Here is a 21,879-nt window from a genome sequence, read left to right on the forward strand (position 1 = left end):
TCCGCGCCCGCCCCGCCACCACCGCGTCCACCCGCCGGTCACCGACCAGACTGGACAGTTCAGCCCGCTGCTGCTGCGTCAACCCCACGAGCCAGAGTCAATCACCACGAAGTAACACCAAGCCACGCAAAAAATCTCAATTACGCGACACTAGCGGCCTCTGGTGTGACCGGGCCGCGCGGGTTCGCGCTATGCGGCGGCCCGGGCGCTCAGGAAGAGGTCGAGGGCCTCGACGACAAGGCGGTGGTCGTCGAGTTGGGGCAGGCCCGAGACGGTGACGGTGCCGACCGGGCCGGTGCCCCGGAGAATGATCGGGAAACAGCCGCCGTGCGCGGCGTAGCGGGCCGGGTCGAGGTGCGGGGTCTGCTCCTCGAAGGTGGTACCACGGTCCCGGAAGCTCTGGCCGACAAGGTAGGAGCTGTGCCCGAACCGTCGGACGACCCGGATCTTGCGCTCGATCCAGTCGTCGTTGTCGGCCGTGGTGCCGGCAAGCGCGCAGTGGAAGAGCTGATGGTCGCCGAGGCGGATATCGACGGTGACCGCGAGGCCGCGTTCCCGGGCCAGCCGGACGAGCAGGTTTCCCAGTTCCCAGGCGTCGTCGTGGTCGAAGCGGTCGAACTGGAGGCGTTCTTCCTGCTCCTGGAGTTCTGGCGTCACGGAGTACCCACTTCCTTCTTGATCGTCGTAACGATTGAAGCAGAGCGGGCGCCGACGGGCAGCAGGGGTGCCAGAGCGGCACGAAGCTCGCCGAGACCGGAGTTCGGCGTGTGTGGTGCCCGCGCGCCTCCTGGACGGCACGTAGGGACTGCTGGCACCCTTCGTACGACACCGCATCGTCACCCTCGATGCAGTGCCCAGCCGGCAACACCTCGACGTACTCGCGCCCATGCCGAGGCCGGCCGCCTCACCCCGGTCACGACCCTCCACAGCCCGAGCTACCTCGCCTGGCGGGCGAGTTCGGCGGTCGAGCGCCGCAGCTGGGCCAGATCGAGTCCGACAAGGTGCCCGTCGCGTTTGACGACGCGCCCGTCCACCACAACCGTGTGGACGTCGGCGGGGCCAAGCGCGGTGACGACCGCCCCGGCGAGTTCTCCGGTCCCGAGCAGGTGCGTCAGGCCGTCGAGCAGGACAAGATCCGCTCGTCTGCCTACGGCGATCGTCCCGACGACGTCGCCGAGGCCGATGGCGGATGCGCTGTCGACGGTGGCGGCGGCGAGGATGCTGCCAGCCGGATACATGGTGCCGGTGTGGGCCCGATGTGATCGGAGCGTGTCGCGCATCGGTTCGAACAGGTCGGCCGGGGCGTTGACGACAACGTCGGTACCGAGGCCGGCCCGGCCGCCCGCGTCCGCGAACCGGCTGAAGCAGGATGCGCCGTGGCCCATGGTTGCCTCGACGATCGGGGTCACGATGACACCGACGCCGTTGTCGGCCAGCAGCTTCGCGTCGTCGTCGGTCATGTTGTTGACGTGGACGAGTTGGAGGTGCGGGCCGAGCAGGCCGGCCTCGTTCATGCGACGCAGCGGCGAGTGGTGTCCACCGCTGGCGTGCATGGAGACGACGAGGCCGAGCTGCCGAGCGAGTTCTATCTGGCGTACGGCCTCGTCCCAGGGACCGTAGTCGGTGCCGAGGATCGCGAGCCCGGCGGTGACCCGGCCACGCAGGGCCGCCACCCGTCGTACGTCCCGCTCGTCGTCCGGGTTGCCGTGCGCCACGACGGCGCGGATGCCGGCCCTGGTGTAGGCGTCCAGCACCGCGTCGGTGTGCCCCGGGGTGCGGGTCGCGTTGTTCCAGTCGAAGACGGTGGTGATGCCGGCGTTGAGGGCCTCGGCCGCACCGAGCAGTGTGGCGTCGTACGCCTGCTGGGGTCCATAGCTGCTCAGGGCCCGGCCGAGCACTACGGTCAGGTACGCGGGCAGGGTCATGTCCGGGCCGATTCCGCGCAGCGGCGCCTGCCAGACGTGGCGGTGCCCGTCGACGAAGCCGGGCACGACCACGAGCCCGTCGGCGTCGATCACCTCGACCGTCTCCGCGACCGGTACGGAGCCGACGGCGATGATCTCGCCATCGTCGATGAGGATGTCGGCGCGGTCACCCGACACCAGATGGCCACCCCTGATCAACAGGTTCATTCTTCCTCCCCCGAAAGCTTTTACAAAAGCTATAAGGAAAGCTTTTTGAACGCAAGTAGGATGTGCTGGTGGCCAGGGACACCGTTGACGAGATCGCCGACGCGTGGGGCAGGGAACTGCCCGGCGTGGCCGGCATCGAACTGGAGCTGAGCAAACGCGCGGCACGACTGGCCGCCCTGCTCAACGCCCCCGTCGAGGCGACGTTGACGCGGCTGGGCCTGACCAAGGCGGAGTACGACATCCTCGCCGTGCTCCGGGCGTCCGGAGAGCCCTACCGGCTGCGCCCGTCGGTGCTGACCCAACGCCTCGTACTGACCTCCGGTGGCACCAGCAACGTGCTACGTCGCCTCGCCGCCGCGGACCTGATCGAACGCGACCCCGATCCGGCCGACGCCCGCAGCTCATGGGTACGACTCTCGGCCAGCGGAGTCAGGATGGCCGAGGAGGCGGTACGCGCCGCCAGCACTGCACAGGCCGCCGCACTACGCGACGTGGCACCGCAGACCACCCGCGCCGCCGTCGACGCCCTTCGGGACGTACTGGTCGCGCTCGGCGACACGGCCGCGTAGAGCGGGTCGGAGGACACGGCCACGGGCACCGGGTCGGAGACTGACAGCCAGTTCGCTAACCCGGGTTGACGAGGCTCATGCCCTTCTCGACCAGCACACCGGTGCCGGCGGGCTGCCGGCCGGGCGTGAAGACAAGCTCGGGGACGACCAGCACCCTGGTCACCGTGCCACCGCTGGTGAACACGGCCAGGGCACCGGTCACCATCAGCCGGCTGCCGGCCCTGAGGACCGTCTCCCCCACCTCGTTGTTGACGTCGTCGGCGCGTGCGCCCTCGTAGTAGCAGTAGACGGCGTCCCAGTCGAACGAGGTGAGGGTGCGCAGGGGTGCCGAACCGCCGCTGTCCCGCAGTTCGGCGAGCTTGGCGTCGAGGTCCCTGTCGGACTGCGGGGTCATCGGCTGGCTCTCCTTCTCACACGCTGCCACGACGGGCAGCACCAGCAGGGCCGCCAGCATCGTCCTTCTGCGCATCACGAATCGGTCTGCTTCCCTGGCTGGGGATGGCCCGGCAGGGTTCTGTTCTCGGGCTTGCCCGTGTCCTCGGTGGTGATCTGGTCGCTGTAGTCCAACTGGCCGTCACCGCCGATGACCACCGTACGTCCCTGCCGGACGGCTTCCTGCACCTTGTCCGCCAGTTCCTGGGGCGAGGCGTCCGGGTTCGCCACCGCGACCGAACGTCCGACCTCGTTGTTGTACAGGTCCATGGCCTCACGGGCGGCCGGGTTACCCGGGAGGGACTCGTGCGCCGTCGTGAAGCGCTTCGTCCAGTCCTCGCCGAACTCCTGGGTCAGCCGCGCGTTCCAGTAGGCGTGCCGGAAGGCGTCGTTGTGGTCGTCGTTCTGGTCCGGGGAGACAAACCGTGCGTCCGCCACCGTGAACGCCTCGTCGTGGATCTCCTGGAACTTCTTCAGTCCCAGGGCACCGTGCCGGTCCTGCAACTCCCGCAGGATCGCCGCCTCGGACGCGGTGACCTCACGCTCGTCCACGAACCAGTTCAGTGGCGCTCCCGGGAACATCTCCTTTCCGGTGTCCTCGGCGACCTGGTATTCGCCCAGGATGGTCTCGCCGGGCCGGCGGGCGTTGGGGTCCCTGGCCGCCTGGTAGATCTCCTGCTGCAACGCCGGCACACCGTCGATGACGGCCCGGGCATGGCTACTGTCGGCCAGGAAGTCGGGCAGATTGGCCCGGGCCGACCCGAGCGCGGGCACGATCTCGGCGCGGGCCTCGGTCTCGGTCCGTTTCGCCCGCTGGTAGTAGTCGCTCGCCTCGTCGAACAGACGGTCGGCCTCGGCGCGAATCTTCTCGACGTCGTCACCGGTGCCGATCTCGCCGATCCAGTCGAAGAATCCCTGCGTACCACGCACGTCGTTCCACGTTTTCATCGGCTCGGGGCCGGGATCCTCGATGTGCCGGATCAGGTTACCCAGGGCGCCCTCGACCCGTACGCCCTCGGCGACCAGCCGCTTGGCCTCGGTCTGTGCGGTCACGTAGTCGTCGAGTGCCCCGCCGGCCTTGTCGTAGCCGTTGCGGAGCGCCTCCAGGAGCAGGTCGGCCTCCTTGAGGCGGCGGTCCAACAGGTCCTTGCCCTGGCCGGTCCACTCGGTCGTGCCCCGGACCTGCTCCAGGGTGGGCACGGCCGAGTCGATCAGGCGTACCACCCGTTTGAAGTCCTCGGCCGCGATGTCGACCAGCCGCGGCTGCATCTGCTCGATGTACCTGACCTCGTCCCGGTATGTCATGGCGTCACGCCGGCCGGTATGTGGAGTTGGTGAGGAAGGAGTCCAGCTTCTGCTGTGCCGCCGCGTCGACCCTGGTGTAGCCGTCGGCGGCGACCTTCAGCTTGGTCGACAACGCCGTCAGCAGCGCCACCACGTCCTGGTACTGGTCCTGCGCGAACTCGGCGAAGGCTTTCGTCTTGTCGGCCACCTCCGGGTGCGCCGCCGGCGTCGCGACCCGGCCGGCGAGGCTGGGCTCCGGCCGCCCAGCCTGGAGTAGGCCGGCCAACTCCAGCAGGGTGTTCGCGCTCCCGTCCAACGACTCGGGCCTCACATCTGTCACGGCACCCACCCCCGGCTCCAGCAAATGATCAAGGGAGACGGTAACCGTCCACCGCAACCGGAGTCGACGGGCAACCACGCCGCACTCTGGTGTGACAGGACCTGTCCGGCTGCGGGTTACTGGTCGATGACGAAGACCGTGGCGTGACCGGCGGCCGTCGCCCGCTGGTCGTCCTGGTCGGCCGCCAGCACCCGCTCGGCGCAGGCGTCGTGGAGCGCGAGCAGAAAACCACGTTGTCCCATGCCGCCGCACGGTATCGGCGGCCAGCGACACCTCCACCGGTACGGGACCTCTTCCCGGCCAGCGCACCGAAGGTTGTCGTACCGGAATGGGTTCATACACTGCGTTCTTCGGCGGCGTGGTACCGATCTGTACCGAGGAGAACAGCCCGAGTGGTTGTGGACATGCAGGTGGTGTGGGAGCCGTCCGCGACGGGCTTGTCCCAGGAACGGCGGCCGCTGTGGTGGACCGTCGGCCCGTCAGGAGAGCTCGGCGTCCTGTTCGTCGACCGACGTCGACTGACGAAGATCAGCTATGTCCGAGGCTGGCCGGGCTGGCTTCCCCGGCTTCCCTTCGACGGCGTGTTCGTGATCCGGCACCCTGACGGATCGCTGCAGCACCGGGCCGTCGAGGCCATCCCGGAGCTACCACGCCACGTCGCTCTCCTTCCGGATGCCCGGCTCCTGCTTGCAGGAGGTCGCACAGGGCGGGATGACGCGGGAGCCTGGAGACCGAATGCCTCGGTGTACTCGGTCGAAGGTGAGCGGTTGACCAGCTTCTGCATCGGCGATCACATCGACGTTCTGCTGACCGACCATGCTGGCTCGATCTGGACGGCCTACGGCGACGAGGGCATCTATGGAAGCCATCCGCAGTCAGCGGCAGGGCTGGCCGGCTGGAGCGATCAGGGGCAGGTTGTCTGGACACCTGACGGTCGACTGCCTGACTGGCCATTGGCCGGTTGCGCCGCAGCCACCGAAGGTCACTACGTCTGGTTGGCCTGGTACGCCGGCAACCGGAACAGCGACACTTTTCTGAGCCGCATCAATCCCCTGACCGGCGAGGTGGTCAGCTGGCTCAGTCCCGTACCGTCTCCGGACGGACTGGCGGTACGCGGCAACCGTGCGATCCTCACGCGGCGGAACCACAACGAACGGTCGACGGAGGTGTTCCGCGCCGAACTCGTCGACGGTTCCTGGGCCGTGACGGATCGACACAACACTCAGGTGCCCGGCCGCGTCGTGCTGTGGTGTGGCCAGGGACGCGACGGCCACCTGTGGCTTCGTACCGGTGACACCTGGCTGCGGGTCGAGGCGTGAAGTCGCGAATCCTGCGCTCTGACACGGCTTGAGCACCGGACCGCTACCGTGCGGCCATGGCGATGGTGAGCGTCCGGAACGACCATGCCGGTCGGCTCCTGCTGTGGCTGGAGCCGCTCGGCGAAGACCGATGGCTTCGGCCGGACGAGACGTTCCACATCGCGACCGACTATCACGGCGACGAGTCGGCGTTCTCCGTCGTCAGCTGGGCGGACGAGGCCTACCGGGCCGACGGCATCGAGCAGATGGCGGTGTGGGTGGAGCATGGTGACTTCTACGCCACAGTCACCGACAGCGCCGGCAACAGCATCGAATGCGGTCACAACCGCCCCGTCGAGATTCATCGACGGTGGATAGCCGAACGCCGCATGAGCCTGCCGTGAAACCCAGGACGACTCGTGTTGATGTCAGGATGCGCGCCGCCCCTGGGGAGTGTGGGAAAGCTCGGTCAGATCGGCGACTGTGCTGTCGATCAGAGCAGCCAGGCCCGAGGAACGGCCGCCGGTCCGGACCGCTCCGAGGGCCCTGATCGCGGCTGCCGCAAGGCTGGGATCGTGGAATGCCGCGATCTCCACAAGGCCGACGCAGGTGTGGACGTCGTTGTCCGAGGAGGCTTCGGTCTGGAGCACCGAGACGTAATGGTGGAAGCCGGCCGCGACCGCCTGCCGGATCTCCGCAACGTCGACCCGTCCAATCTGCTCGTGCGGAGGTCCGGTGATCTCGGCGGCGCCGAGCAGCGTCAAGAGGTCCAAGGCCACACTGCGGCCAGCCGGTGTCATCTCGGGCAGTGCCACGACCAGGACGGTGGCAACCGGCGCACAGCCCTCGCAGGGGCCCGCCACCGACAGGAGAACGCGCTCGATCCAGGTGCCGAGCCGGTCGGCCTCGGCGCTGTCCGGAGCCGTGATCAGGGCTCGCACAGCGCCGGGCAACATTTCGGCGTAGCCGAGGTAGGTCGGGATGCGAGACCAGTCGAAGCGGGCTGTCTCGTCCTCGAAGGGCATGCCCTGACCATGACACATCGAACCTACGGACGCCCTACGGACGCGAGCTCAGGGGCCCACAGACAACCGCGAAACATCTACCCTCATCAACGGGGGTGGCCATGTTCCTGATCGATCCACGCCGACCGGCAGAGACCGGCAAAGAGTCGACCCGACGGCCGAACGGCTGGCGGGCCATACTGCCACCCCTCGCCGGCCTGGCGATCTACATGGGCCTCATCGCCGTCGCGGTCCTGGCCGTCACCTATCCGTACGCGGGCGCCTGTTTGCTCGGTGCCCTGCTCACACTGATCGTGCTTGCCCTGCTCCGTTACCTGCAAAAATCAGCCCGTACGCAGAAGGATCGCTCAGGAGCAGCGTGACGCCGATCCCTGGTTGCGAAGGCCGCCGGTGAAGCTGGCCCAGGCGTACGGGGAGAAGCGGAGCACCGGCCCAGCCGGATCCTTCGAGTCCCGTACGCCGACCGCTTGAGCCATCTCGGCAACCTCGACGCAGTCAGAACCGCTGGCGCTGCTGCGGCTGCTCTTCCGCCAGACGGCGCGATCCAGGTCGGTGGCGGTCATCGGGCTCCTTCGACTACTGGCTGGGGTACTCCTTCGCCACCCGGGCCAGGAAGTCACCGGCCTTGTCCGGGTCGAGTGCCTTGGCCCGCAGGTGGTCGAAGATGAGTCTATGCCGCGTCACTTGCTCCTCCTCTTCGAGCAGTGCGGTGGTGGCGTCGTTGTCGACGTAGACGATGGTGGGGTCGAGCGTCGGTTCGGCGTAGTCGAGGATGGTGAAGGGACCGCCCATCGCGGCGTGCGCTCCGGCGGCAAACGGCAGGATCTGGATCTCGATCGTGGGTCGGGCGCACGCCTCGATCAGGCGAGCGACCTGCGCCCGCATCACATCCGGGCCACCGACGACGCGCCGGAGCGCAGCCTCGTCAAGCACGATCCAGAGGTTCGGCGGCGTATCCCGGGACAGCAACGCCTTTCGCGCGGTCCGTGCGGCGACCCGCCGGTCGATCTCGTCGGGGTCGGCCGTGGAGCGGCCGGCACGGATGATCGCGCGGGCGTACTCCTCGGTCTGCAGCAGCCCGGGTATGTAGAGGCTCTGGAAGGTGCTGATCGACTCGGCCTCTGCCTCGAAGCCGACGTAGTCGTCGGGCAGGACGTCGCCGTAGGCGTTCCACCAGCCCTTCTGCCTGGCCTGCCGCGCCAGCGCGGTCAGCGACTCCTGCTCCTCGTCCGTGGCCTTGTAGAGGGTCAGCAGGTTCTGGACATCGTTCAGCGTCACGCGCGAGTGGCCAAGCTCGATCCGGATCACCTTGGTCCGGTGCCAACCGAGGCCCGCCGCGACATCCTCGGCAATCAGCCCGGCTCGGTCGCGGATTCGCCGCAACTCGCGTCGTAGCCGTCGAGCCCTGATGGTGGGGCTGGGAATCTGCGCCAACGCCTTGCTCCCTTCAACCAGATTCGTCGATTCTTGCCGGAGCGCATCGGCGAGTCAACGTACAACACTTAGCTTGTTCTACTGAATCTTGACTTGCGACGTTGCAAAATCGACTCCCGTCCTCCATGCTCTGCGTAGCACCATCAACACTCATCACGATCAACATCTGCTGTGGACTGTCGGCCCCTTGGATGGCCTGGAGGTACGCGTGACGAACAACAGCTCGCCGCACTTTGACCGGTCACGTCGGGAACGGCAGCGACCCGCGTCGACCGACCGGAGTGCGCCGTCCGAGCCGTACGCCGAGCTGTTCGCGGCGTTGGACCGGGCGGACGTCTCGGAGGCGGTCCGGTCGGCGCTCGCCCACGCGCTCATCCCGCCGCCCGGCCACGTAGCCACGACAGCGGAGCAAGCCGGCACGATCCAGACCGGTGACGACTCCGGGCTCGGGCTCCGCTCGGTCGACGCGGGCGACATCCGGCGGCGTTACACCCTGCACCTGACCTTCCCGGCGAGCAGTTTGCGGGTCGCCCGGGGCAAGGCCGCCGCGTACGCCGAAGCCCTGGTGGCGCTCCGGCCCGAGCTGAGCGTCAGCCCGGCGCTGCTCTCCCGGGCTGACCAGTGGAACCACCTGGAGCCGGTGAGCTGCGGCCGGCCCGGACCCGTCGGCGTCACCTGCGTCCGCGCCACCGGCCACTCCGGCTGTCACCGGGAGAGCACCGCCGGCGGCCTCTGCTGGGACGGGAACGAACCGACCGGCGACCGGGCGGAAGACAGGACTGACGGCAACCGGAGAGACGACGGCGCTGACCGCAACCAGGGAGAGCGTCGGTGAGCCCGACCGGAGCCGCCTCGGTGCCGCCATACCCCCGGGTCAGTTCGTGCCGGCACTGCCGGCTGGCGGTGCTGCGCGACAACGACGGCAACTGGATCCACGCCAGCCTCTCCTACGCCTGCCGGGACCGCTGGGGCGGCGTCGCCGGCACCACCGCCGAGCCCACCCCGCCGAACCCGGTCCAGACCGCCGCACCCAACCCGGTCCAGACCGCCGCACCCAACCCGGTCCAGACCGCCGCACCCAACCCGGTCCAGACCGCCGCACCCACCCGCCCGTACCCCGGTCGTGGTCGCACGTGACCCGGGCGGAGTGTGCAGGCCGGCCGCTACCCGACGCAGTCGGTGTGTGACCACCCCTACAGTTGCACCGAGGATGCTTTCCGGGACGAGATGGACTGGCCGAGAAGGACGTCGTACTCGTGATCAAGAAGTTGCTTCTCGCCGGCGGTGCGGCAGCGCTGGGCGTTGTCACACTGGCTGGTTGCGGTGCGGATGCCTACGTGGATTTCGAGCCGGAGTGGACCCCGACCGGCGCCAGGCCGGAGGTGAACTTCGACGCGACGGTCACCCCTCGGGGCGAGGCATTGAACATCCGTTACACACTGCGCAACCAGGGTGCGGAGCCGATCGTCGGCTACGTCGGGGTGGAGAGGGACGCCGCCTCGCATGCCGACGACGTCTACGTGACCGCTCGGCAGGACGGCACGGTCGAGGTCGCCAAGCGCACCTTCGCCATCCCGCCCAACGTGAACGCCGACGCGGTCGGCACCATCGAAGGCGTGGTGATCCCACCCGGCGAGGGATTCACCGAGGAGTTCGCGGTTCCGCTGCCGCTGGCAGGCGACCGGCCCTATGTGAGCGAGGTCAAGCTCCCGGAGCCGGTGCGGGAAGTGGTCTTCTGTCTCGGCGTCGTGCCGCAGAGCGAGGCCGCCGCGCCGAAGCCGGCCGACGACGGTTGCGGGAGGTATCCGCTGAACGGGCCACAGCATCTCTTCTGTTCGCCGCCCGCGACGCTGTGACCGGCGACCGCCCGGCGGAGGCCATACCGCCCACCCCAGCACCCAGGCGGCGGTGCGGGAGCCGGGACAGGCACGGTCGGGTCAGGCTGGGCCGGTGACCAGCGGGTTGTGGACCCTGCCGAGGAAGAGCGGTACGCCGGTGAACCGGTCGTGGATGACGTACAGGAACGGCCGGTTGACGAAGAACTGCGGCCCCTGCGGAATCGACGGCGGCCGGACTATGACGGCCGACGCGGCTGCCGCCTCGGTACCCTTCTCGTCCACCGCGATGAACGTCTCGTGCACCACGTCGTCGATGCACAGGGACGGATCGGTGCTCATGGCGGTGAAGTCGGCCTGCGACGTGAACGCGGTGGGCATGCCGAGGCTGCTCAGCACGCCCCCAGCTCGGCGGGTAGCCGGAACGTCCACCGGGGCAGGCGCAGTTGGACGCTGGTGGACCGGAACCCGGTCAAAAGCGAGCCCAGCCACGTCACGTCGAGATTCGCCTCGACGGCGGCGAGATCGTCACGGGTCGGCATGACGATGGCCATGGCCAACCCGCCGCCCGCGTACGGGACGTCGACCGCGCGCCACCCGTCTCCCTCGAGGTAGCCCATCGGGTCGAACGGTCCGCTCATCACCGGAACGTCGACGATCGTGCCGTCGTCGCGGGTGAACGGTTGCGCCGTCGTGGCCGCCGCGATGAACGGGTACAACCAGGCTGCCATCAGGTACGTCGTGTTGGTCAGGATCAGACTGGTGTCGGAGCCCACCACGCCGGACGGCAGCAGCTCCGGGATCTTCGTGTTGGTCCGGTCGGAGACCCAGGTGTTGATCTCCTGACGAGCCGCGTCCGGCGCACCGCGGAAGTCGACCGGGTGGGGCGCGGCACCGTAGTAGCCGGCCACGGTGTCCCGGAACCCGGCTCGCAGCTCCAGGTCGAGCCGGGTCCACAGGGCGTTGGCCGTGGTCAGTCGGGGCTGCTTGGTGCCGTCGCCGTCCTGGTAGCGGTCGGCGAGCAGCTGGTCGACGGTGTTCAACCCGCTGTCGAGCGTGCCGGGTCGCGGGTCCGGCGCGTGCAGCACGGCATCCATCTCGTCCGCCGTGGTCGAGCCGGCACCGGCCCTGGTCATCGCGAGCGCGAGCCCGACCGAGTACGGGGCGCACACCACGTTGCCGCCCACCCGGGTCGACGCCAGTTCGCGGTAGAGGTCGGCGGTGAAACCGCGTACGGCGGTCGCGGCGGCCTGCATGGTGGCCGGGTCGGGAGGTACGCGTACCGGATCGGTCGAGATGGAGGCCCGGCCGAGCCGGCGGGGAGCAGTTGGGACGGCGGCGAGGGCGGCAGCTGCGAGCGGCACCGCCCGCAGGACGGATCGACGCGAAACCATGTCCAGACGGTAGAGCAGTCCTACCGGCACCGCCAGGTCCGGGGAGCATTTACATTGAAGGCTGACGATATTTTGGGATCCGCGGACCCGGCTCGCGAGGAGTCCGGCATCCGGAGGCGGCATCGCCGGGACGGCGGGCCGGGACGGCGGGCCGGGGCCGCCCAGCCGACGCGGGCCGGCCCGGCGGTGGTCAGCGGCGGTGCGGCGAACGAACCGTCAGTAGCGGAATCGTCATCTCGGTGGCGGTGCAGGAGCCGTGGTAGGCGACGAGTCCCGCCTCGATCGGGTTCTCCACCGAGGCGACCACCACATTCGTGCCCAGGCAGGTGGCGACCAGGTCACCGATCCGGGGCAGGTGTGCCTCCGGCACCGGCCCGAACCAGCCGGCCTCGACCGCCTCCTCCCGGGTCACCACCCAGGCGTCCGGCCCGAGCAGCTCCGACCAGGTGGCCCGTACGTCGTCGCGCGCGCCCGGCTCGGTGTGCAGGTACCGCACCCGGGCCTCCCCGGCGATCACCCGGGTCCCGGCCCGCAACCGCGGATCGGTGTCCAGGTCGAGCCGCCCCTGCGCCGGGATGTCCAACTGCCCGTGGTCGGCGGTGACCAGCAGGGCGGCGTCCGCCGGCAACCCGTCGACCAACCGGGCCAGCAGCCGGTCCACCACCGCGACCGCGTCCCGCCACTGCGGCGAGTCGATCCCGTGCCGGTGCCCGTACCGGTCCACGTCCGGGTGGTAGCCGTAGACCAGGGTCGGGCCGTCCCCGTCGGTCAGCGCGGCGAGCATCTCGGTGGCCAGCGCGTCGGCGTCGGCCGCGCCCCGGTGCGCCTCCGCCCGGTACGCCGCCAGGCTCAGTCCGGTCCGGGCCAGTTCCGGACGGCTCACCACGGTGGTGGTGACACCGGCCGCCCCGGCCTGCTCGAACCGGGTCGGCAGCGGCTGCCACCGACGCGGGTCAGGCTCGTCCTCCCCGGCCGCCGCCAACCTCGGCTGCTCCTCGGCCCCCGTCAGCACCTCGGCGCCCGTCGGCTCCTCCGCGCCCGTGGGCACCTCGACACCGGCCGGCACCTCGACACCGGTCAGCTCCGGCGCACCGGTTGGCTCCGGCGCGCCCGTCGGCGGCCAGGTCGCCCCCGGACGGTGCCCGCCGACCGGGGACGCCGGACCACCGCCGGGGAACCCGGGCCCGGCCACCGGCGCCTTCGGCCAGTCGATGTGGGTCAGCACCCGGTCGGTTCCCGGCACGTTCACCCGGAACCCCAGGACCCCGTGGGCGCCGGGGGTCGCGCCGGTACCCAGGGTCACCAGACTGGTCGGGGTGGTGGAGGGGAAACCCGAGGTCAGCGGCCGGCCGTACCGGTGCGCCAGGTCGACCAGGGTCGGCGCGTACGGTGCGGCGACCGGAAGCTGGTACCAGCCGAGCCCGTCGAGCAGCAGGACCGCGATCCGGCGTACCCCGGTCAGCGGGCCGGTCAGCCCCAGCGGGTCGGTGAACCGGGCCGCCCGGCCGGCACCGGACGTGCCGCCGAGCACCGCCAGCGCGCTCGGCAGCACGTCGGCCAGGCTGCCACCGTGGTAGTGCGGGTGGACCCGCGCGAACGGATCCGCGCCGCCGAGCGGCCCGGTCATGCCGGCCGGCGGGCGAACAGGTGCAGTTGGGCGGCAACGTCCCGGTACGGGGGTCGCGCGGCGGCGGCCAACTCCAGGTCGAGCAGGGTCTGCGGGTCGGTCTCGGCGGCCACCGCTGGGACGAGGTCGGCGAAGACCCGTACCCCGTGGGTCTGCTCCACGGTGAGCCGGGCGTCCCGCAGCAGCGCGGCGGCGCTCTCCGCGTCGTACCGTCGGCGCAGGGTGTCCCGCGGTCCGGAGCGGCCGTCCGGGTCGGCGAGCAGCGCGGCGGCGACGTCGAGGTGCCCGTTGGTCACCCGGCTGAGCACGGCGGCGGCCCGGCTGGCGACCAGCAGGCTGGCCGCGCCGCCCGGGCGCAGCGCGGTGGCGATCGCCGCAACCACCCGGGCCGGGTCGTCGACCACCTCCAGTACGGCGTGGCACAGCACCAGGTCGACGCTGGCCGGCTCGACCAGGTCGGCGAGCGCGTCCCCGTCGCCCTGCACGGCCGAGATCCGGTCCGCGACCCCGGCCTCGGCGGCGCGTCGGGTCAACGCGGCGAGCGCGTCCGGACTGGCGTCGACCACCGTCACCCGGTGGCCCGCCTCCGCCAGCGGCACCGCGAACCCGCCGGTGCCGCCGCCGACGTCGAGCACACTGAGCTGGCGGCCGTCGGCCTGCTGGTCAAGTTCGCGGCGCAGCACCGCCCAGACCAGGGCGGTACGAGGGGTGGCCTGCGGTCCGCCGCCCGAGAGCGGGCGACCGGTCGTCAGGTCACCCGACCGGTTCTCTGTTCGCTCCACCCGAGGAGCCTAAGCCACCCGGCACAACCCGGATCGCCGACCGTCAGGGGACACGGTCTGGCGGGCTCACCCGGACGCGCCGGGGGCGGGCGGAGAACCGTTCCGGCGCCGGCTGCGTCCTACCGTCACGTGATGGAACTCGGCGACGAGGAGCTGTTGCGCCGCGTCGGCTCCGGCGACCGACGGGCGTTCGAGGTCTTCTACGCCCGGCACGCGCCCTGGCTGACCCTGCGGCTGCGCCGCCGGTGCCGGGACCCGGAACTCGTCGCCGACCTGCTCCAGGAGACGTTCCTCGCGGTCTGGCGGGCGGCGGACGGCTACCGGGGAAGTGGTGAGGTCGTCGGCTGGGTCTGGACCATCGCCGCCCGGCGTCTGATCGACGCCAGCCGGCGCGCACTGGCCCGGCCGAAGACCGCCGCCGGCACCGACGAACTCGACGAGGGCCGGTCGCCGTGGGCGGAACTCGTCCGGTCACCGTCCGCGGAGGAGGAGGCCATGCGCAGGACGTACGACGGGGAGCTGGCCCAGGCGCTGCGTCGGCTCTCCCCCGAACTGCGGGCGGTGCTGCAGGCAACGGTCCTCGACGGGTTGACCGTCCGGGAGACCGCCGTCCTGCTCGGGGTGCCGGAGGGCACGGTCAAGACCCGGGCGATGCGGGCCCGGCGCGAACTGCGGGCGGCCCTGTCGTGAGGGGCATGCACCTGGCCGACGTGGTGCTCCGCGCGTACGCCGAGGAGCGGCTCGCCGACGTCGACGCCTGGTCGGTCGAGGCGCACCTGGACCGCTGCCCGGCCTGCCGGGGGCGGCTGCCGCTGGACGAGGCGACCGTCCACCTCGTCGACGAGGTCGGTGCCGCGCTGCGGGACCGGCTCCCGGTGCAGGGACGGGCCCGGCCGGGGACCCGATGGCGGCGCAGTGCCGTGCTGCTCGGCGCCGGGCCGGCGGCCCGGGCCGGTTGGGTCGGTTCGGTCGCGGTCACCCTCGCCCTGGTCGCGGCGGTCGCCACCGACATCCTGCCGATGAAACCCTGGGTGCTGCTGCTGGCCGCACCGGTGCTGCCGGTGCTCGGCGTCGCGTCGTCGTACGGCCGGCACACCGACCCGCTGCACGACCTCGTCGCCAGTACGCCGTACGCCGGGCTGCGGATCGTGCTGTGGCGGACCCTGTCGGTGCTGGCGGTCGCCGTACCGGTGAGCCTGGCCGCCGGGGCGGTCTCCGGGATCGGCGTACCCGGGTTGTGGCTGCTGCCCTGCCTGACGTTGACCGTACTGACCCTCGGGCTCGGCGCGGTGGTCGAGCCGTACCGGGCCGGGATCGGGGTGGCCGTCGGCTGGGCGCTGCTGGTGCTGGCACCGGTCGGCGGTGACCGGCTGGTCGCCCCGGCGGCCGTGCCGGGGTGGCTGACCGCGGCGGCGGTGGCCGTGGCGCTGATGGTGACCGGGCCCCGGCTGACCCGGAATCGGATGAGTGGAGAGGTGACGGGATGACGGTCGGAACAGACATCGGGCTCACGGTCAACGTCAGCGGGCTGCGGGTCGGGTACGGCCGTCGGGTTGTCCTCGACGGACTGGACCTGGCGCTGACCCCTGGCGTGCACGGACTGCTCGGGCCGAACGGCGCCGGCAAGACCACCCTGATCCGGGTGCTGGCCACCGTCGCCCGCCCCGAGCGGGGCCGGGTCCGGCTGCTCGACGGGGACGTCACCGACCGGGCGGCGCTGCGGCGGATCCGCCGCCGGTTGGGCTACCTGCCGCAGGACTTCGGCTTCTACCCCCGGTTCACCGTGCGGGAGTTCGTCGAGTACTTCGCCTGGTTGCGGGAGCTGCCCCGGGCCGAGGTGCCGCTCGCGGTCGACCGGGCGCTGGACCGGGTCGGGCTGCTGGACCGGGCCGACGACCGGATGAAGCACCTCTCCGGCGGCATGCTGCGCCGGGCCGGGATCGCCCAGGCGATCGTGAACGACCCGCGACTGCTGCTGCTCGACGAACCGACCGCCGGCCTCGACCCGGAGCAGCGGGTCGAGTTCCGGGCCCTGCTACGGGAACTGGGGGTCGACGCGTGCGTACTGGTCAGCACCCACCTTGTCGAGGACGTCGGCACCGCCTGCAGCCGGGTGAGTCTGCTCGACGGCGGCCGGCTCGCCTTCACCGGTACGACCGAGGAGCTGGTCGCGGCCGGTGTCGACGGTGGCAGCGGTGACTCGCCGATCGAACGCGGCTACACGGCGGTGCTGCGTGGCGCCCGGGCGGAACGCCCGTGAGCGGCCCGGACGACTTGACCACGGACGGACGGCCCGCTCGGCTGGCGGTGACCGGTCCGCTGCGGGTCGAGCTTCGCCGGGGTACGGCGCCGGCGACCGCCCTGGTGATGTTCGGTGCCGGCGTCTGGATGTTGGCCGCGCATCCGGAGGACTGGGGCGGCCGGTGGAGCGGGCTCGCCAGCTACCTGCGGGTGTCGATGCTGGTCCTCTGCGCGCTGATGGTCGCCGCCGGTGCCTGGCAGGCCGGTCGGGAACGACGCCGCCGGATGGCCGAGATGCTCGACTCGACACCCCGGCCCGCGTGGCAGCCGCTGGTGGTGGCCTGGCTGGCGGTCTCGCTCGCCGGCACCGCCGGGCTGCTGCTCGCGTTCGCCGGGGCGGCGGTGCTGGTCGGCCGGGTCGCCACGTACGCCGGTGGCGGCTGGTGGTGGACGATTGTCGTCGGCCTCCTCGGGCTCTGGGCTGCCACCGCGTTCGGGGTGCTGATCGGGCGGACGGTGCCGCTGCGGGTGGCCGCCCCGATCGCCGGGCTGTTCACCTATGTCGGGCTCGCCATCCCCGGCTACCTGGAAGGCTCCGGGTGGAACTGGCTCTCCCCGCTGCACGACAACCTTCTCGCCGGGCTGCGTCTGCCGGAGGGCCTCCACCTGCTGCAGGCGGGCTGGTTCGTGGCGCTGACCGGGACACTGCTCGCCCTCGCCGCCCGGATGCGGATGGCGGCGCTGGTCTGCGGCGTACTCGCGGTCGCGGTGGCGGTGCCGCTCGGCACCGGTCCGGGGCGCCATCGGCTTCCGGCCGAGCCGGGTGCGGCCGAGCCGGTCTGCACCACCACCGGGCCGGAGGTCTGCGTGGCCAGGATGAACGCGTTCCTCCTCGACGAGGTGGCGCCGATCGCCCAGCCGGTGCTGCTCCGGCTGACCGGGATCCCCGGCGCGCCGACCCGGGCCGCCGACGAGTTCACCCAACGGGCCGACGCCGCGCCCGGCCGGGTGGTCGACCCGGCCGACAGCCCGCGCTGGCTACGCGACGGGACGCTCTGGCTGAGCCTGGATGGCCAGCCGACGGCGTTCGGGACCGGCCTGGCCAGACCCGACTGGCTCCGCAGCCAGTTCTCCCAACTCGTCTACCCGCGCTGTGACTACCAACGGGGCGACCCCGACCAGCGGATCTATCGCACGACGAGTGTGGCGGACGACTGGCTGTTCGGCTCGGAAGCACCGCCCGAGGGCGCCGTTCCGCTTCCCGATGACATTCAGGCCAGGTCGCTGGCCCGACTCCACGCGCTTCCGGTGGACCGGCAGCGGGTCTGGTTCGGGGCGTACCTGGCCGCCGCCAGCCGTTGCGACGTGCCGCGCCTGATCGGGCTCGGCGAGGAGCTGTGGTGACCGGTCGACTGCTCCGGCTGCACCTGCGGGCCCGGGGCGCTCCGACGTTCCTGGTCGGGGTCGGGGTCGTCGCGGTACTGGCCTGGCTCGGCGGGAACTGGCTGGCCAGTCGCCCGTACTTCGACGGCCCGGCCGCCCGGATCCCGGTCGTCGCGCTCGCCCCGCTGCTCGGCGCGACGCTGCTCGCCCCGACCCTGGGCGGGGCCGACGAGGAACTGGAACGCGGCACCCCACTGCCCTGGCCCCGGTGGCGGCTCGGACACGTCCTGCTCGGCGCCACCCTGATCGGCGGGACGCTGGTGCTGGGCGGGCTGCGTAGGCCCGAGGTCTTCGGCGCGTACGCCCTGGTGCGCAACACCCTCGGCTGTGCCGGCCTGGTCGCCGGGGCCGCGGTGCTGCTCGGCGCCCGGCTGGCCTGGGTTGTCGCGTTCGGGTACGTCTGCGCCGTCTACGCCGCCACACCCCGGCAGGTCGGCGGCGCCGCCGGAGTGTGGGCCTGGCCGGTGCAGCCCTCCACCGTGGAGGTCTCGTGGCTGGTCGCGGTCGGGCTCTTTGTCGTCGGCACCGTCGGATACCTGTGTCGGGGCAACCGCGCCGCCCCGGGAAAGGCCCGGTGACCTACGGCTGTCGGGACAGGGTTCCACACACAAGAACCGGTGCCACAGGGCTTACCGGAAGTCGCGGGAGGCCGGGCTGACCGGCGGGGTGATCGGGTCGAGCCGGTCGGCGGTCAGGTTGGTCACCCCGTCGTACCTCTCAAGACGGCCGCGCACCACCAGGGCGGCGCTGTTGCGGGCGACCGTGCGGTAGCGCTGCCAGAGGCCGGGTGAGCAGGCGACGTTGAGCATGCCGGTCTCGTCCTCGAGGTTGAGGAAGGTGACCCCGCCGGCGGTCGCCGGCCGCTGCCGGTGGGTGACGATGCCGCCGACCCGGATCCTGCGGCCGGGTTCCACCTGGCCCAGTTTCGCGATCGGCACCGCGCCGACCGCGTCGAGCTGGTCCCGGACGAACCGGGCCGGATGGCTCTCCGGGGAGAGTCCGGTCGCCCAGACGTCGGCGACCAGCCGGTCGACGGCGTCCATCCCGGGTAGGGTCGGCGCCTGCGCCCCGGCGACGGTGCCGGGCAGCCGGTCCGGTCGGGCCTGGGCCGCCGCGCCGGCCGCCCAGAGCGCCGCCCGCCGGGAGAGCCCGAAGCAGGCGAACGCGTCCGCGGTGGCGAGCGCCTCCAGCTGGGCGGCGGTCAGTCCGACCCGGCGGGCCAGGTCCGGCATGTCCCGGTACGGCCCGTGCGCGGTCCGCTCGGCCTCGATCTTCTCCGCGATGTCGTCGCCGAGGGTACGCACCCCGGACAGTCCGAGCCGGACGGCCGGCCCGCCCAGCCCCCACCGGTGTGGTGGTTCACCCGGCGCGCTGCCCCACCGGGTCTGCGGGGTGGATTCCAGCTTGGCCCTGGCGTCGCTGGCGTTGACGTCCGGACGGCGTACCTCGACACCGTGCCGGCGGGCGTCGTCGACCAGGGTCTGCGGTGAGTAGAACCCCATCGGCTGGGCGCCCAGCAGGGCGGCCAGGAACGCCGCCGGGTGGTAGCGCTTCAGCCAGGAGCTGGCGTACACCAGGTAGGCGAAGCTCATCGCGTGACTCTCCGGGAAGCCGTAGCTGGCGAAGGCGGAGAGCTTGAGGTAGACGTCGTCGGCGACCTCGCCGACGATGCCGCGTTCGGCCATCCCGGCGTAGAGCCGGTCCCGGATCGCGGCCATCCGCTCGGCGGAGCGTTTCGAGCCCATCGCCCGGCGCAGCTCGTCGGCGCCACCGGCGTCGAAGCCGGCCAGGTCGATCGCGAGCTGCATCAGCTGTTCCTGGAACAGCGGCACCCCGAGGGTCTTCTCCAGGGCGTTGCGCATCAGCGGATGTGGGTACGTCACCGGCTCCTGCCCGTTGCGGCGCCGGATGTACGGGTGCACCGAGCCGCCCTGGATCGGGCCGGGTCGGATCAGCGCCACCTCGACCACCAGGTCGTAGAACTCCCGGGGTTTGAGTCGGGGCAGGGTCGCCATCTGGGCCCGGCTCTCCACCTGGAACACCCCGACCGAGTCGGCCCGGCAGAGCATCTCGTAGACCTCGGGGTCGTCCAGCGACATCTCGCCCAGGTCGAGGGAGGAGCCGATCATGTCGTACGCGTAGTGCAGCGCCGACAGCATGCCGAGGCCGAGCAGGTCGAACTTGACCAGTCCGACGCTGGCGCAGTCGTCCTTGTCCCACTGCAGGACGGTGCGGCCCGGCATCCGCCCCCACTCCACCGGGCAGACCTCGATCACCGGCCGGTCACAGATCACCATCCCGCCGGAGTGGATGCCCAGGTGTCGGGGGAAGGTCTGCAGTTCGTTGGCGTACGCGACGACGTGCTCCGGGATGTCCTGGACGTCAACCGTCGCGACCGGGCCCCAGCGGTCGATCTGTTTGCTCCAGGCGTCCTGCTGCCCGGGCGAGAAGCCGAACGCCTTGGCGACGTCCCGCACCGCCGACCGGGGCCGGTACGAGATGACGTTGGCGACCTGGGCGGTGTGCTCCCGGCCGTACCTGGCGTAGACGTGCTGGATCACCTCCTCCCGGCGGTCGGACTCGATGTCGACGTCGATGTCCGGCGGCCCGTCCCGTTCCGGGGCGAGGAACCGTTCGAAGAGCAGATGGTGCCGGACGGCGTCCACGTTGGTGATCCGCAGCGCGTAACAGACCGCCGAGTTCGCCGCCGAGCCCCGGCCCTGGCAGTAGATGTCGCTGTCCCGGCAGAACCTGACGAGGTCGTAGACCACCAGGAAGTAGCCGGGGAAGCCGAGCGTCTCGATCATGTTCAGCTCGTGTTCGAGCTGCCGGTACGCGTCCGGGTGTGCCTCGGGCGGCCCGTACCGTTCCAGGGCGCCGTCCATGGTCAGCTTGCGCAGCCAACTCATCTCGGTGTGTCCGGGCGGCACCGGGTAGTCGGGCAGCCGGGGGGCGACCAGGTTGAGGTCGAAGGCCAGCTCGGCGCCGAACTCGGCGGCCCGGGCCACCGCCCCGGGGTAGGCGGCGAACCGGGCCGCCATCTCGGCCCCGCTGCGCAGGTGCGCGGTGCCGGCGGCGGGCAGCCAGCCGTCGATCTCGTCCAGGCTGCGCCGGGCGCGGACCGCGGCGAGCGCGGTGGCCAGCCGGCGGCGGGCCGGGGTGGCGTAGTGCACGTTGTTGGTCGCCACGGTCGGTAGCCCGGCCACGGCGGCGAGTTCGGCGAGGGCGTCGTTGCGGTCGCCGTCGTGCGGGTCGCCGTGGTCGGTCAGCTCCACCGCCACCGTCTCCGCGCCGAACAGCGCGGTGAGCCGGTCCAACTCGCGGGCCGCCGCCTCGACCCTCTCGGTGAGCAGCGCCGCCGGTACGTGACCCTTCCGGCATCCGGTGAGCACGAGTACGTGGTCGCGCAGTTCCCCGGCGATCTCCTCCAGTTCCCCGTAGACCGGTCGGCCCTTCTCCCCGCCGCGCAGTTGGGCCCGGGCGATGGTCCGGCCGAGTCGGGCGTACCCCTCGGGGCCGTGGGCGAGGACGAGCAGGTGGCGGCCGAGCGGGTCCGGTTCCCCGTTCTGCGGTCCGGGCAGCCCGAGGGAGAGTTCGGCGCCGAAGATGGTGGGCAGCCGCAGTGCCCGGGCCGCCTCGGCGAACCGGACCACACCGTAGAAGCCGTCGTGGTCGGTCACCGCCAGCGCGGTCAGCCCGAGCCGGGTCGCCTCCTCGGCCAGTTCCTCCGGGTGGCTGGCCCCGTCGAGGAAGCTGAAGTTGGTGTGCGCGTGCAGTTCGGCGTACGGCACCGCGCCCTCGACCGGTGCGGTGGGCTCCGGTGGGACGTACCCGGGTCGCCGCCGGGTCCAGGCCGGCGAGTCGCCGCCGTCGGCGTCGACCGCGAGCGGGTCGACCACCCGCAGGTGTCCGCCGCGTCCGGCGGGTCGGCCGGAGAGCGCCCGTTCCAGCTCCGACCAGGGCATGTCCGGGTTGTGGAAGCTCATCGGCCCGCCTCGCTGCGCTCGGCGACCCGACGAGGCTCCACCGCACTGAACCGCCAC

General features: G+C 71.4%; 26 protein-coding genes. 12 read left to right on the forward strand and 14 right to left on the reverse strand.

What is annotated here, in order from left to right:
- Nucleotides 1-189 precede the first annotated feature (189 nt).
- Nucleotides 190-657 carry a heme-degrading domain-containing protein gene (locus ABGB05_RS26140; RefSeq protein ID WP_347656331.1) on the reverse strand — a complete coding sequence of 156 codons (468 nt, stop codon included), beginning with the start codon at nt 655-657 and terminating at the stop codon, nt 190-192.
- Nucleotides 658-935: 278 nt separating this feature from the next.
- Nucleotides 936-2,132 carry an amidohydrolase family protein gene (locus tag ABGB05_RS26145; RefSeq protein WP_347656333.1) on the reverse strand — a complete coding sequence of 399 codons (1,197 nt, stop codon included), beginning with the start codon at nt 2,130-2,132 and terminating at the stop codon, nt 936-938.
- A 68-nt stretch (nt 2,133-2,200) separates the two neighbouring features.
- Between ABGB05_RS26145 and ABGB05_RS26150 the strand changes: the two genes are divergently transcribed.
- Nucleotides 2,201-2,701, forward strand: a complete 501-nt coding sequence (locus ABGB05_RS26150; RefSeq protein WP_347656335.1) for a MarR family winged helix-turn-helix transcriptional regulator — start codon at nt 2,201-2,203, stop codon at nt 2,699-2,701.
- A 55-nt stretch (nt 2,702-2,756) separates the two neighbouring features.
- Here ABGB05_RS26150 and ABGB05_RS26155 read toward each other — a convergent pair whose 3' ends face one another.
- The 4 genes from ABGB05_RS26155 to ABGB05_RS26170 all read right to left on the reverse strand — a co-directional run bounded on the left by ABGB05_RS26155 (nt 2,757) and on the right by ABGB05_RS26170 (nt 4,999).
- Nucleotides 2,757-3,170 carry a hypothetical protein gene (locus ABGB05_RS26155; protein ID WP_347656337.1) on the reverse strand — a complete coding sequence of 138 codons (414 nt, stop codon included), beginning with the start codon at nt 3,168-3,170 and terminating at the stop codon, nt 2,757-2,759.
- Nucleotides 3,170-4,438, reverse strand: coding sequence for a hypothetical protein (locus ABGB05_RS26160; protein ID WP_347656338.1), 1,269 nt, complete (start codon nt 4,436-4,438; stop codon nt 3,170-3,172). The genes ABGB05_RS26155 and ABGB05_RS26160 overlap by 1 nt, the downstream gene beginning before the upstream one ends.
- 4 nt (nt 4,439-4,442) lie before the next feature.
- Nucleotides 4,443-4,757: a type VII secretion target gene (locus ABGB05_RS26165; RefSeq protein ID WP_347656340.1), complete on the reverse strand. Its 315-nt coding sequence runs from the start codon at nt 4,755-4,757 to the stop codon at nt 4,443-4,445.
- Between the two features lie 116 nt (nt 4,758-4,873).
- Nucleotides 4,874-4,999 carry a hypothetical protein gene (locus tag ABGB05_RS26170; RefSeq protein WP_347656342.1) on the reverse strand — a complete coding sequence of 42 codons (126 nt, stop codon included), beginning with the start codon at nt 4,997-4,999 and terminating at the stop codon, nt 4,874-4,876.
- A 150-nt stretch (nt 5,000-5,149) separates the two neighbouring features.
- Between ABGB05_RS26170 and ABGB05_RS26175 the strand changes: the two genes are divergently transcribed.
- Nucleotides 5,150-6,076: a hypothetical protein gene (locus ABGB05_RS26175; RefSeq protein ID WP_347656344.1), complete on the forward strand. Its 927-nt coding sequence runs from the start codon at nt 5,150-5,152 to the stop codon at nt 6,074-6,076.
- A gap of 56 nt (nt 6,077-6,132) precedes the next feature.
- The gene (locus ABGB05_RS26180) at nt 6,133-6,459 is read left to right on the forward strand and encodes a hypothetical protein (RefSeq protein WP_347656346.1); all 327 of its coding nucleotides are present in this window, start codon (nt 6,133-6,135) and stop codon (nt 6,457-6,459) included.
- 24 nt (nt 6,460-6,483) lie between these two features.
- Here the strand turns inward: ABGB05_RS26180 and ABGB05_RS26185 are convergent, their stop codons facing one another.
- Complete coding sequence (locus ABGB05_RS26185) at nt 6,484-7,080, reverse strand: hypothetical protein (protein WP_347656348.1); 597 nt, start codon at nt 7,078-7,080, stop codon at nt 6,484-6,486.
- Nucleotides 7,081-7,175: 95 nt separating this feature from the next.
- Between ABGB05_RS26185 and ABGB05_RS26190 the strand changes: the two genes are divergently transcribed.
- The gene (locus ABGB05_RS26190; protein ID WP_347656350.1) at nt 7,176-7,442 is read left to right on the forward strand and encodes a hypothetical protein; all 267 of its coding nucleotides are present in this window, start codon (nt 7,176-7,178) and stop codon (nt 7,440-7,442) included.
- Here ABGB05_RS26190 and ABGB05_RS26195 read toward each other — a convergent pair.
- Nucleotides 7,428-7,643: a DUF397 domain-containing protein gene (locus ABGB05_RS26195; RefSeq protein WP_347656352.1), complete on the reverse strand. Its 216-nt coding sequence runs from the start codon at nt 7,641-7,643 to the stop codon at nt 7,428-7,430. The two genes, ABGB05_RS26190 and ABGB05_RS26195, sit on opposite strands and share 15 nt — an antisense overlap.
- Before the next feature lie 13 nt (nt 7,644-7,656).
- The gene (locus ABGB05_RS26200; RefSeq protein ID WP_347656354.1) at nt 7,657-8,514 is read right to left on the reverse strand and encodes a helix-turn-helix transcriptional regulator; all 858 of its coding nucleotides are present in this window, start codon (nt 8,512-8,514) and stop codon (nt 7,657-7,659) included.
- A gap of 208 nt (nt 8,515-8,722) precedes the next feature.
- On the opposite strand from ABGB05_RS26200, the gene ABGB05_RS26205 reads away from it, so the two are divergent.
- From ABGB05_RS26205 to ABGB05_RS26215, 3 genes are all read left to right on the forward strand, one after another.
- On the forward strand, nt 8,723-9,349 hold the full coding sequence (locus ABGB05_RS26205) for a hypothetical protein (protein ID WP_347656356.1): 627 nt from the start codon (nt 8,723-8,725) through the stop codon (nt 9,347-9,349).
- Nucleotides 9,346-9,651, forward strand: a complete 306-nt coding sequence (locus tag ABGB05_RS26210; protein ID WP_347656358.1) for a hypothetical protein — start codon at nt 9,346-9,348, stop codon at nt 9,649-9,651. Before ABGB05_RS26205 ends, ABGB05_RS26210 begins: the two co-directional genes overlap by 4 nt.
- A 119-nt stretch (nt 9,652-9,770) precedes the next feature.
- Nucleotides 9,771-10,370, forward strand: coding sequence for a hypothetical protein (locus tag ABGB05_RS26215; RefSeq protein WP_347656360.1), 600 nt, complete (start codon nt 9,771-9,773; stop codon nt 10,368-10,370).
- A gap of 81 nt (nt 10,371-10,451) precedes the next feature.
- On the opposite strand, the gene ABGB05_RS26220 is transcribed toward ABGB05_RS26215, so the two are convergent.
- The 4 genes from ABGB05_RS26220 to ABGB05_RS26235 all read right to left on the reverse strand — a co-directional run bounded on the left by ABGB05_RS26220 (nt 10,452) and on the right by ABGB05_RS26235 (nt 14,122).
- On the reverse strand, nt 10,452-10,748 hold the full coding sequence (locus ABGB05_RS26220; RefSeq protein WP_347656361.1) for a serpin family protein: 297 nt from the start codon (nt 10,746-10,748) through the stop codon (nt 10,452-10,454).
- Complete coding sequence (locus ABGB05_RS26225) at nt 10,742-11,743, reverse strand: serpin family protein (RefSeq protein WP_347656362.1); 1,002 nt, start codon at nt 11,741-11,743, stop codon at nt 10,742-10,744. The genes ABGB05_RS26220 and ABGB05_RS26225 overlap by 7 nt, the downstream gene beginning before the upstream one ends.
- 190 nt (nt 11,744-11,933) lie before the next feature.
- Nucleotides 11,934-13,370: a nucleotide pyrophosphatase/phosphodiesterase family protein gene (locus ABGB05_RS26230; RefSeq protein WP_347656364.1), complete on the reverse strand. Its 1,437-nt coding sequence runs from the start codon at nt 13,368-13,370 to the stop codon at nt 11,934-11,936.
- Nucleotides 13,367-14,122: a methyltransferase domain-containing protein gene (locus ABGB05_RS26235; RefSeq protein WP_347656461.1), complete on the reverse strand. Its 756-nt coding sequence runs from the start codon at nt 14,120-14,122 to the stop codon at nt 13,367-13,369. Before ABGB05_RS26235 ends, ABGB05_RS26230 begins: the two co-directional genes overlap by 4 nt.
- A 159-nt stretch (nt 14,123-14,281) precedes the next feature.
- Between ABGB05_RS26235 and ABGB05_RS26240 the strand changes: the two genes are divergently transcribed.
- Genes ABGB05_RS26240 through ABGB05_RS26260 form a run of 5 tightly spaced genes read left to right on the forward strand, consistent with a single transcriptional unit; the run spans nt 14,282 to nt 18,414 of the window.
- Nucleotides 14,282-14,842 carry a sigma-70 family RNA polymerase sigma factor gene (locus ABGB05_RS26240; RefSeq protein ID WP_347656366.1) on the forward strand — a complete coding sequence of 187 codons (561 nt, stop codon included), beginning with the start codon at nt 14,282-14,284 and terminating at the stop codon, nt 14,840-14,842.
- 5 nt (nt 14,843-14,847) lie between these two features.
- Nucleotides 14,848-15,639 (forward strand): zf-HC2 domain-containing protein, encoded by a 792-nt coding sequence (locus tag ABGB05_RS26245; protein WP_347656368.1) that lies wholly within the window; start codon nt 14,848-14,850, stop codon nt 15,637-15,639.
- Complete coding sequence (locus ABGB05_RS26250; RefSeq protein WP_347656369.1) at nt 15,636-16,412, forward strand: ATP-binding cassette domain-containing protein; 777 nt, start codon at nt 15,636-15,638, stop codon at nt 16,410-16,412. Before ABGB05_RS26245 ends, ABGB05_RS26250 begins: the two co-directional genes overlap by 4 nt.
- A gap of 47 nt (nt 16,413-16,459) precedes the next feature.
- The gene (locus ABGB05_RS26255; RefSeq protein ID WP_347656463.1) at nt 16,460-17,797 is read left to right on the forward strand and encodes an ABC transporter permease; all 1,338 of its coding nucleotides are present in this window, start codon (nt 16,460-16,462) and stop codon (nt 17,795-17,797) included.
- On the forward strand, nt 17,794-18,414 hold the full coding sequence (locus tag ABGB05_RS26260) for a hypothetical protein (RefSeq protein WP_347656371.1): 621 nt from the start codon (nt 17,794-17,796) through the stop codon (nt 18,412-18,414). Before ABGB05_RS26255 ends, ABGB05_RS26260 begins: the two co-directional genes overlap by 4 nt.
- Nucleotides 18,415-18,465: 51 nt before the next feature.
- Here the strand turns inward: ABGB05_RS26260 and ABGB05_RS26265 are convergent, their stop codons facing one another.
- Nucleotides 18,466-21,822: an error-prone DNA polymerase gene (locus ABGB05_RS26265; RefSeq protein WP_347656373.1), complete on the reverse strand. Its 3,357-nt coding sequence runs from the start codon at nt 21,820-21,822 to the stop codon at nt 18,466-18,468.
- Nucleotides 21,823-21,879 lie beyond the last annotated feature (57 nt).

The sequence above is a fragment of the Plantactinospora sp. B5E13 genome (assembly GCF_039871775.1).
GTDB lineage: Bacteria > Actinomycetota > Actinomycetes > Mycobacteriales > Micromonosporaceae > Plantactinospora.

Excerpts from the sequence above, each read along its gene's own strand:
- ABGB05_RS26230 (WP_347656364.1), bottom strand. The coding sequence starts at position 13,370 with ATGACCGGGCCGCTCGGCGGCGCGGATCCGTTCGCGCGGGTCCACCCG.
- ABGB05_RS26160 (WP_347656338.1), bottom strand. The coding sequence starts at position 4,438 with ATGACATACCGGGACGAGGTCAGGTACATCGAGCAGATGCAGCCGCGG.
- ABGB05_RS26265 (WP_347656373.1), bottom strand. The coding sequence starts at position 21,822 with ATGAGCTTCCACAACCCGGACATGCCCTGGTCGGAGCTGGAACGGGCG.
- ABGB05_RS26170 (WP_347656342.1), bottom strand. The coding sequence starts at position 4,999 with ATGGGACAACGTGGTTTTCTGCTCGCGCTCCACGACGCCTGCGCCGAG.
- ABGB05_RS26245 (WP_347656368.1), top strand. The coding sequence starts at position 14,848 with ATGCACCTGGCCGACGTGGTGCTCCGCGCGTACGCCGAGGAGCGGCTC.
- ABGB05_RS26155 (WP_347656337.1), bottom strand. The coding sequence starts at position 3,170 with ATGCGCAGAAGGACGATGCTGGCGGCCCTGCTGGTGCTGCCCGTCGTG.
- ABGB05_RS26250 (WP_347656369.1), top strand. The coding sequence starts at position 15,636 with ATGACGGTCGGAACAGACATCGGGCTCACGGTCAACGTCAGCGGGCTG.
- ABGB05_RS26145 (WP_347656333.1), bottom strand. The coding sequence starts at position 2,132 with ATGAACCTGTTGATCAGGGGTGGCCATCTGGTGTCGGGTGACCGCGCC.
- ABGB05_RS26225 (WP_347656362.1), bottom strand. The coding sequence starts at position 11,743 with ATGGTTTCGCGTCGATCCGTCCTGCGGGCGGTGCCGCTCGCAGCTGCC.
- ABGB05_RS26195 (WP_347656352.1), bottom strand. The coding sequence starts at position 7,643 with ATGACCGCCACCGACCTGGATCGCGCCGTCTGGCGGAAGAGCAGCCGC.
- ABGB05_RS26185 (WP_347656348.1), bottom strand. The coding sequence starts at position 7,080 with ATGCCCTTCGAGGACGAGACAGCCCGCTTCGACTGGTCTCGCATCCCG.
- ABGB05_RS26180 (WP_347656346.1), top strand. The coding sequence starts at position 6,133 with ATGGCGATGGTGAGCGTCCGGAACGACCATGCCGGTCGGCTCCTGCTG.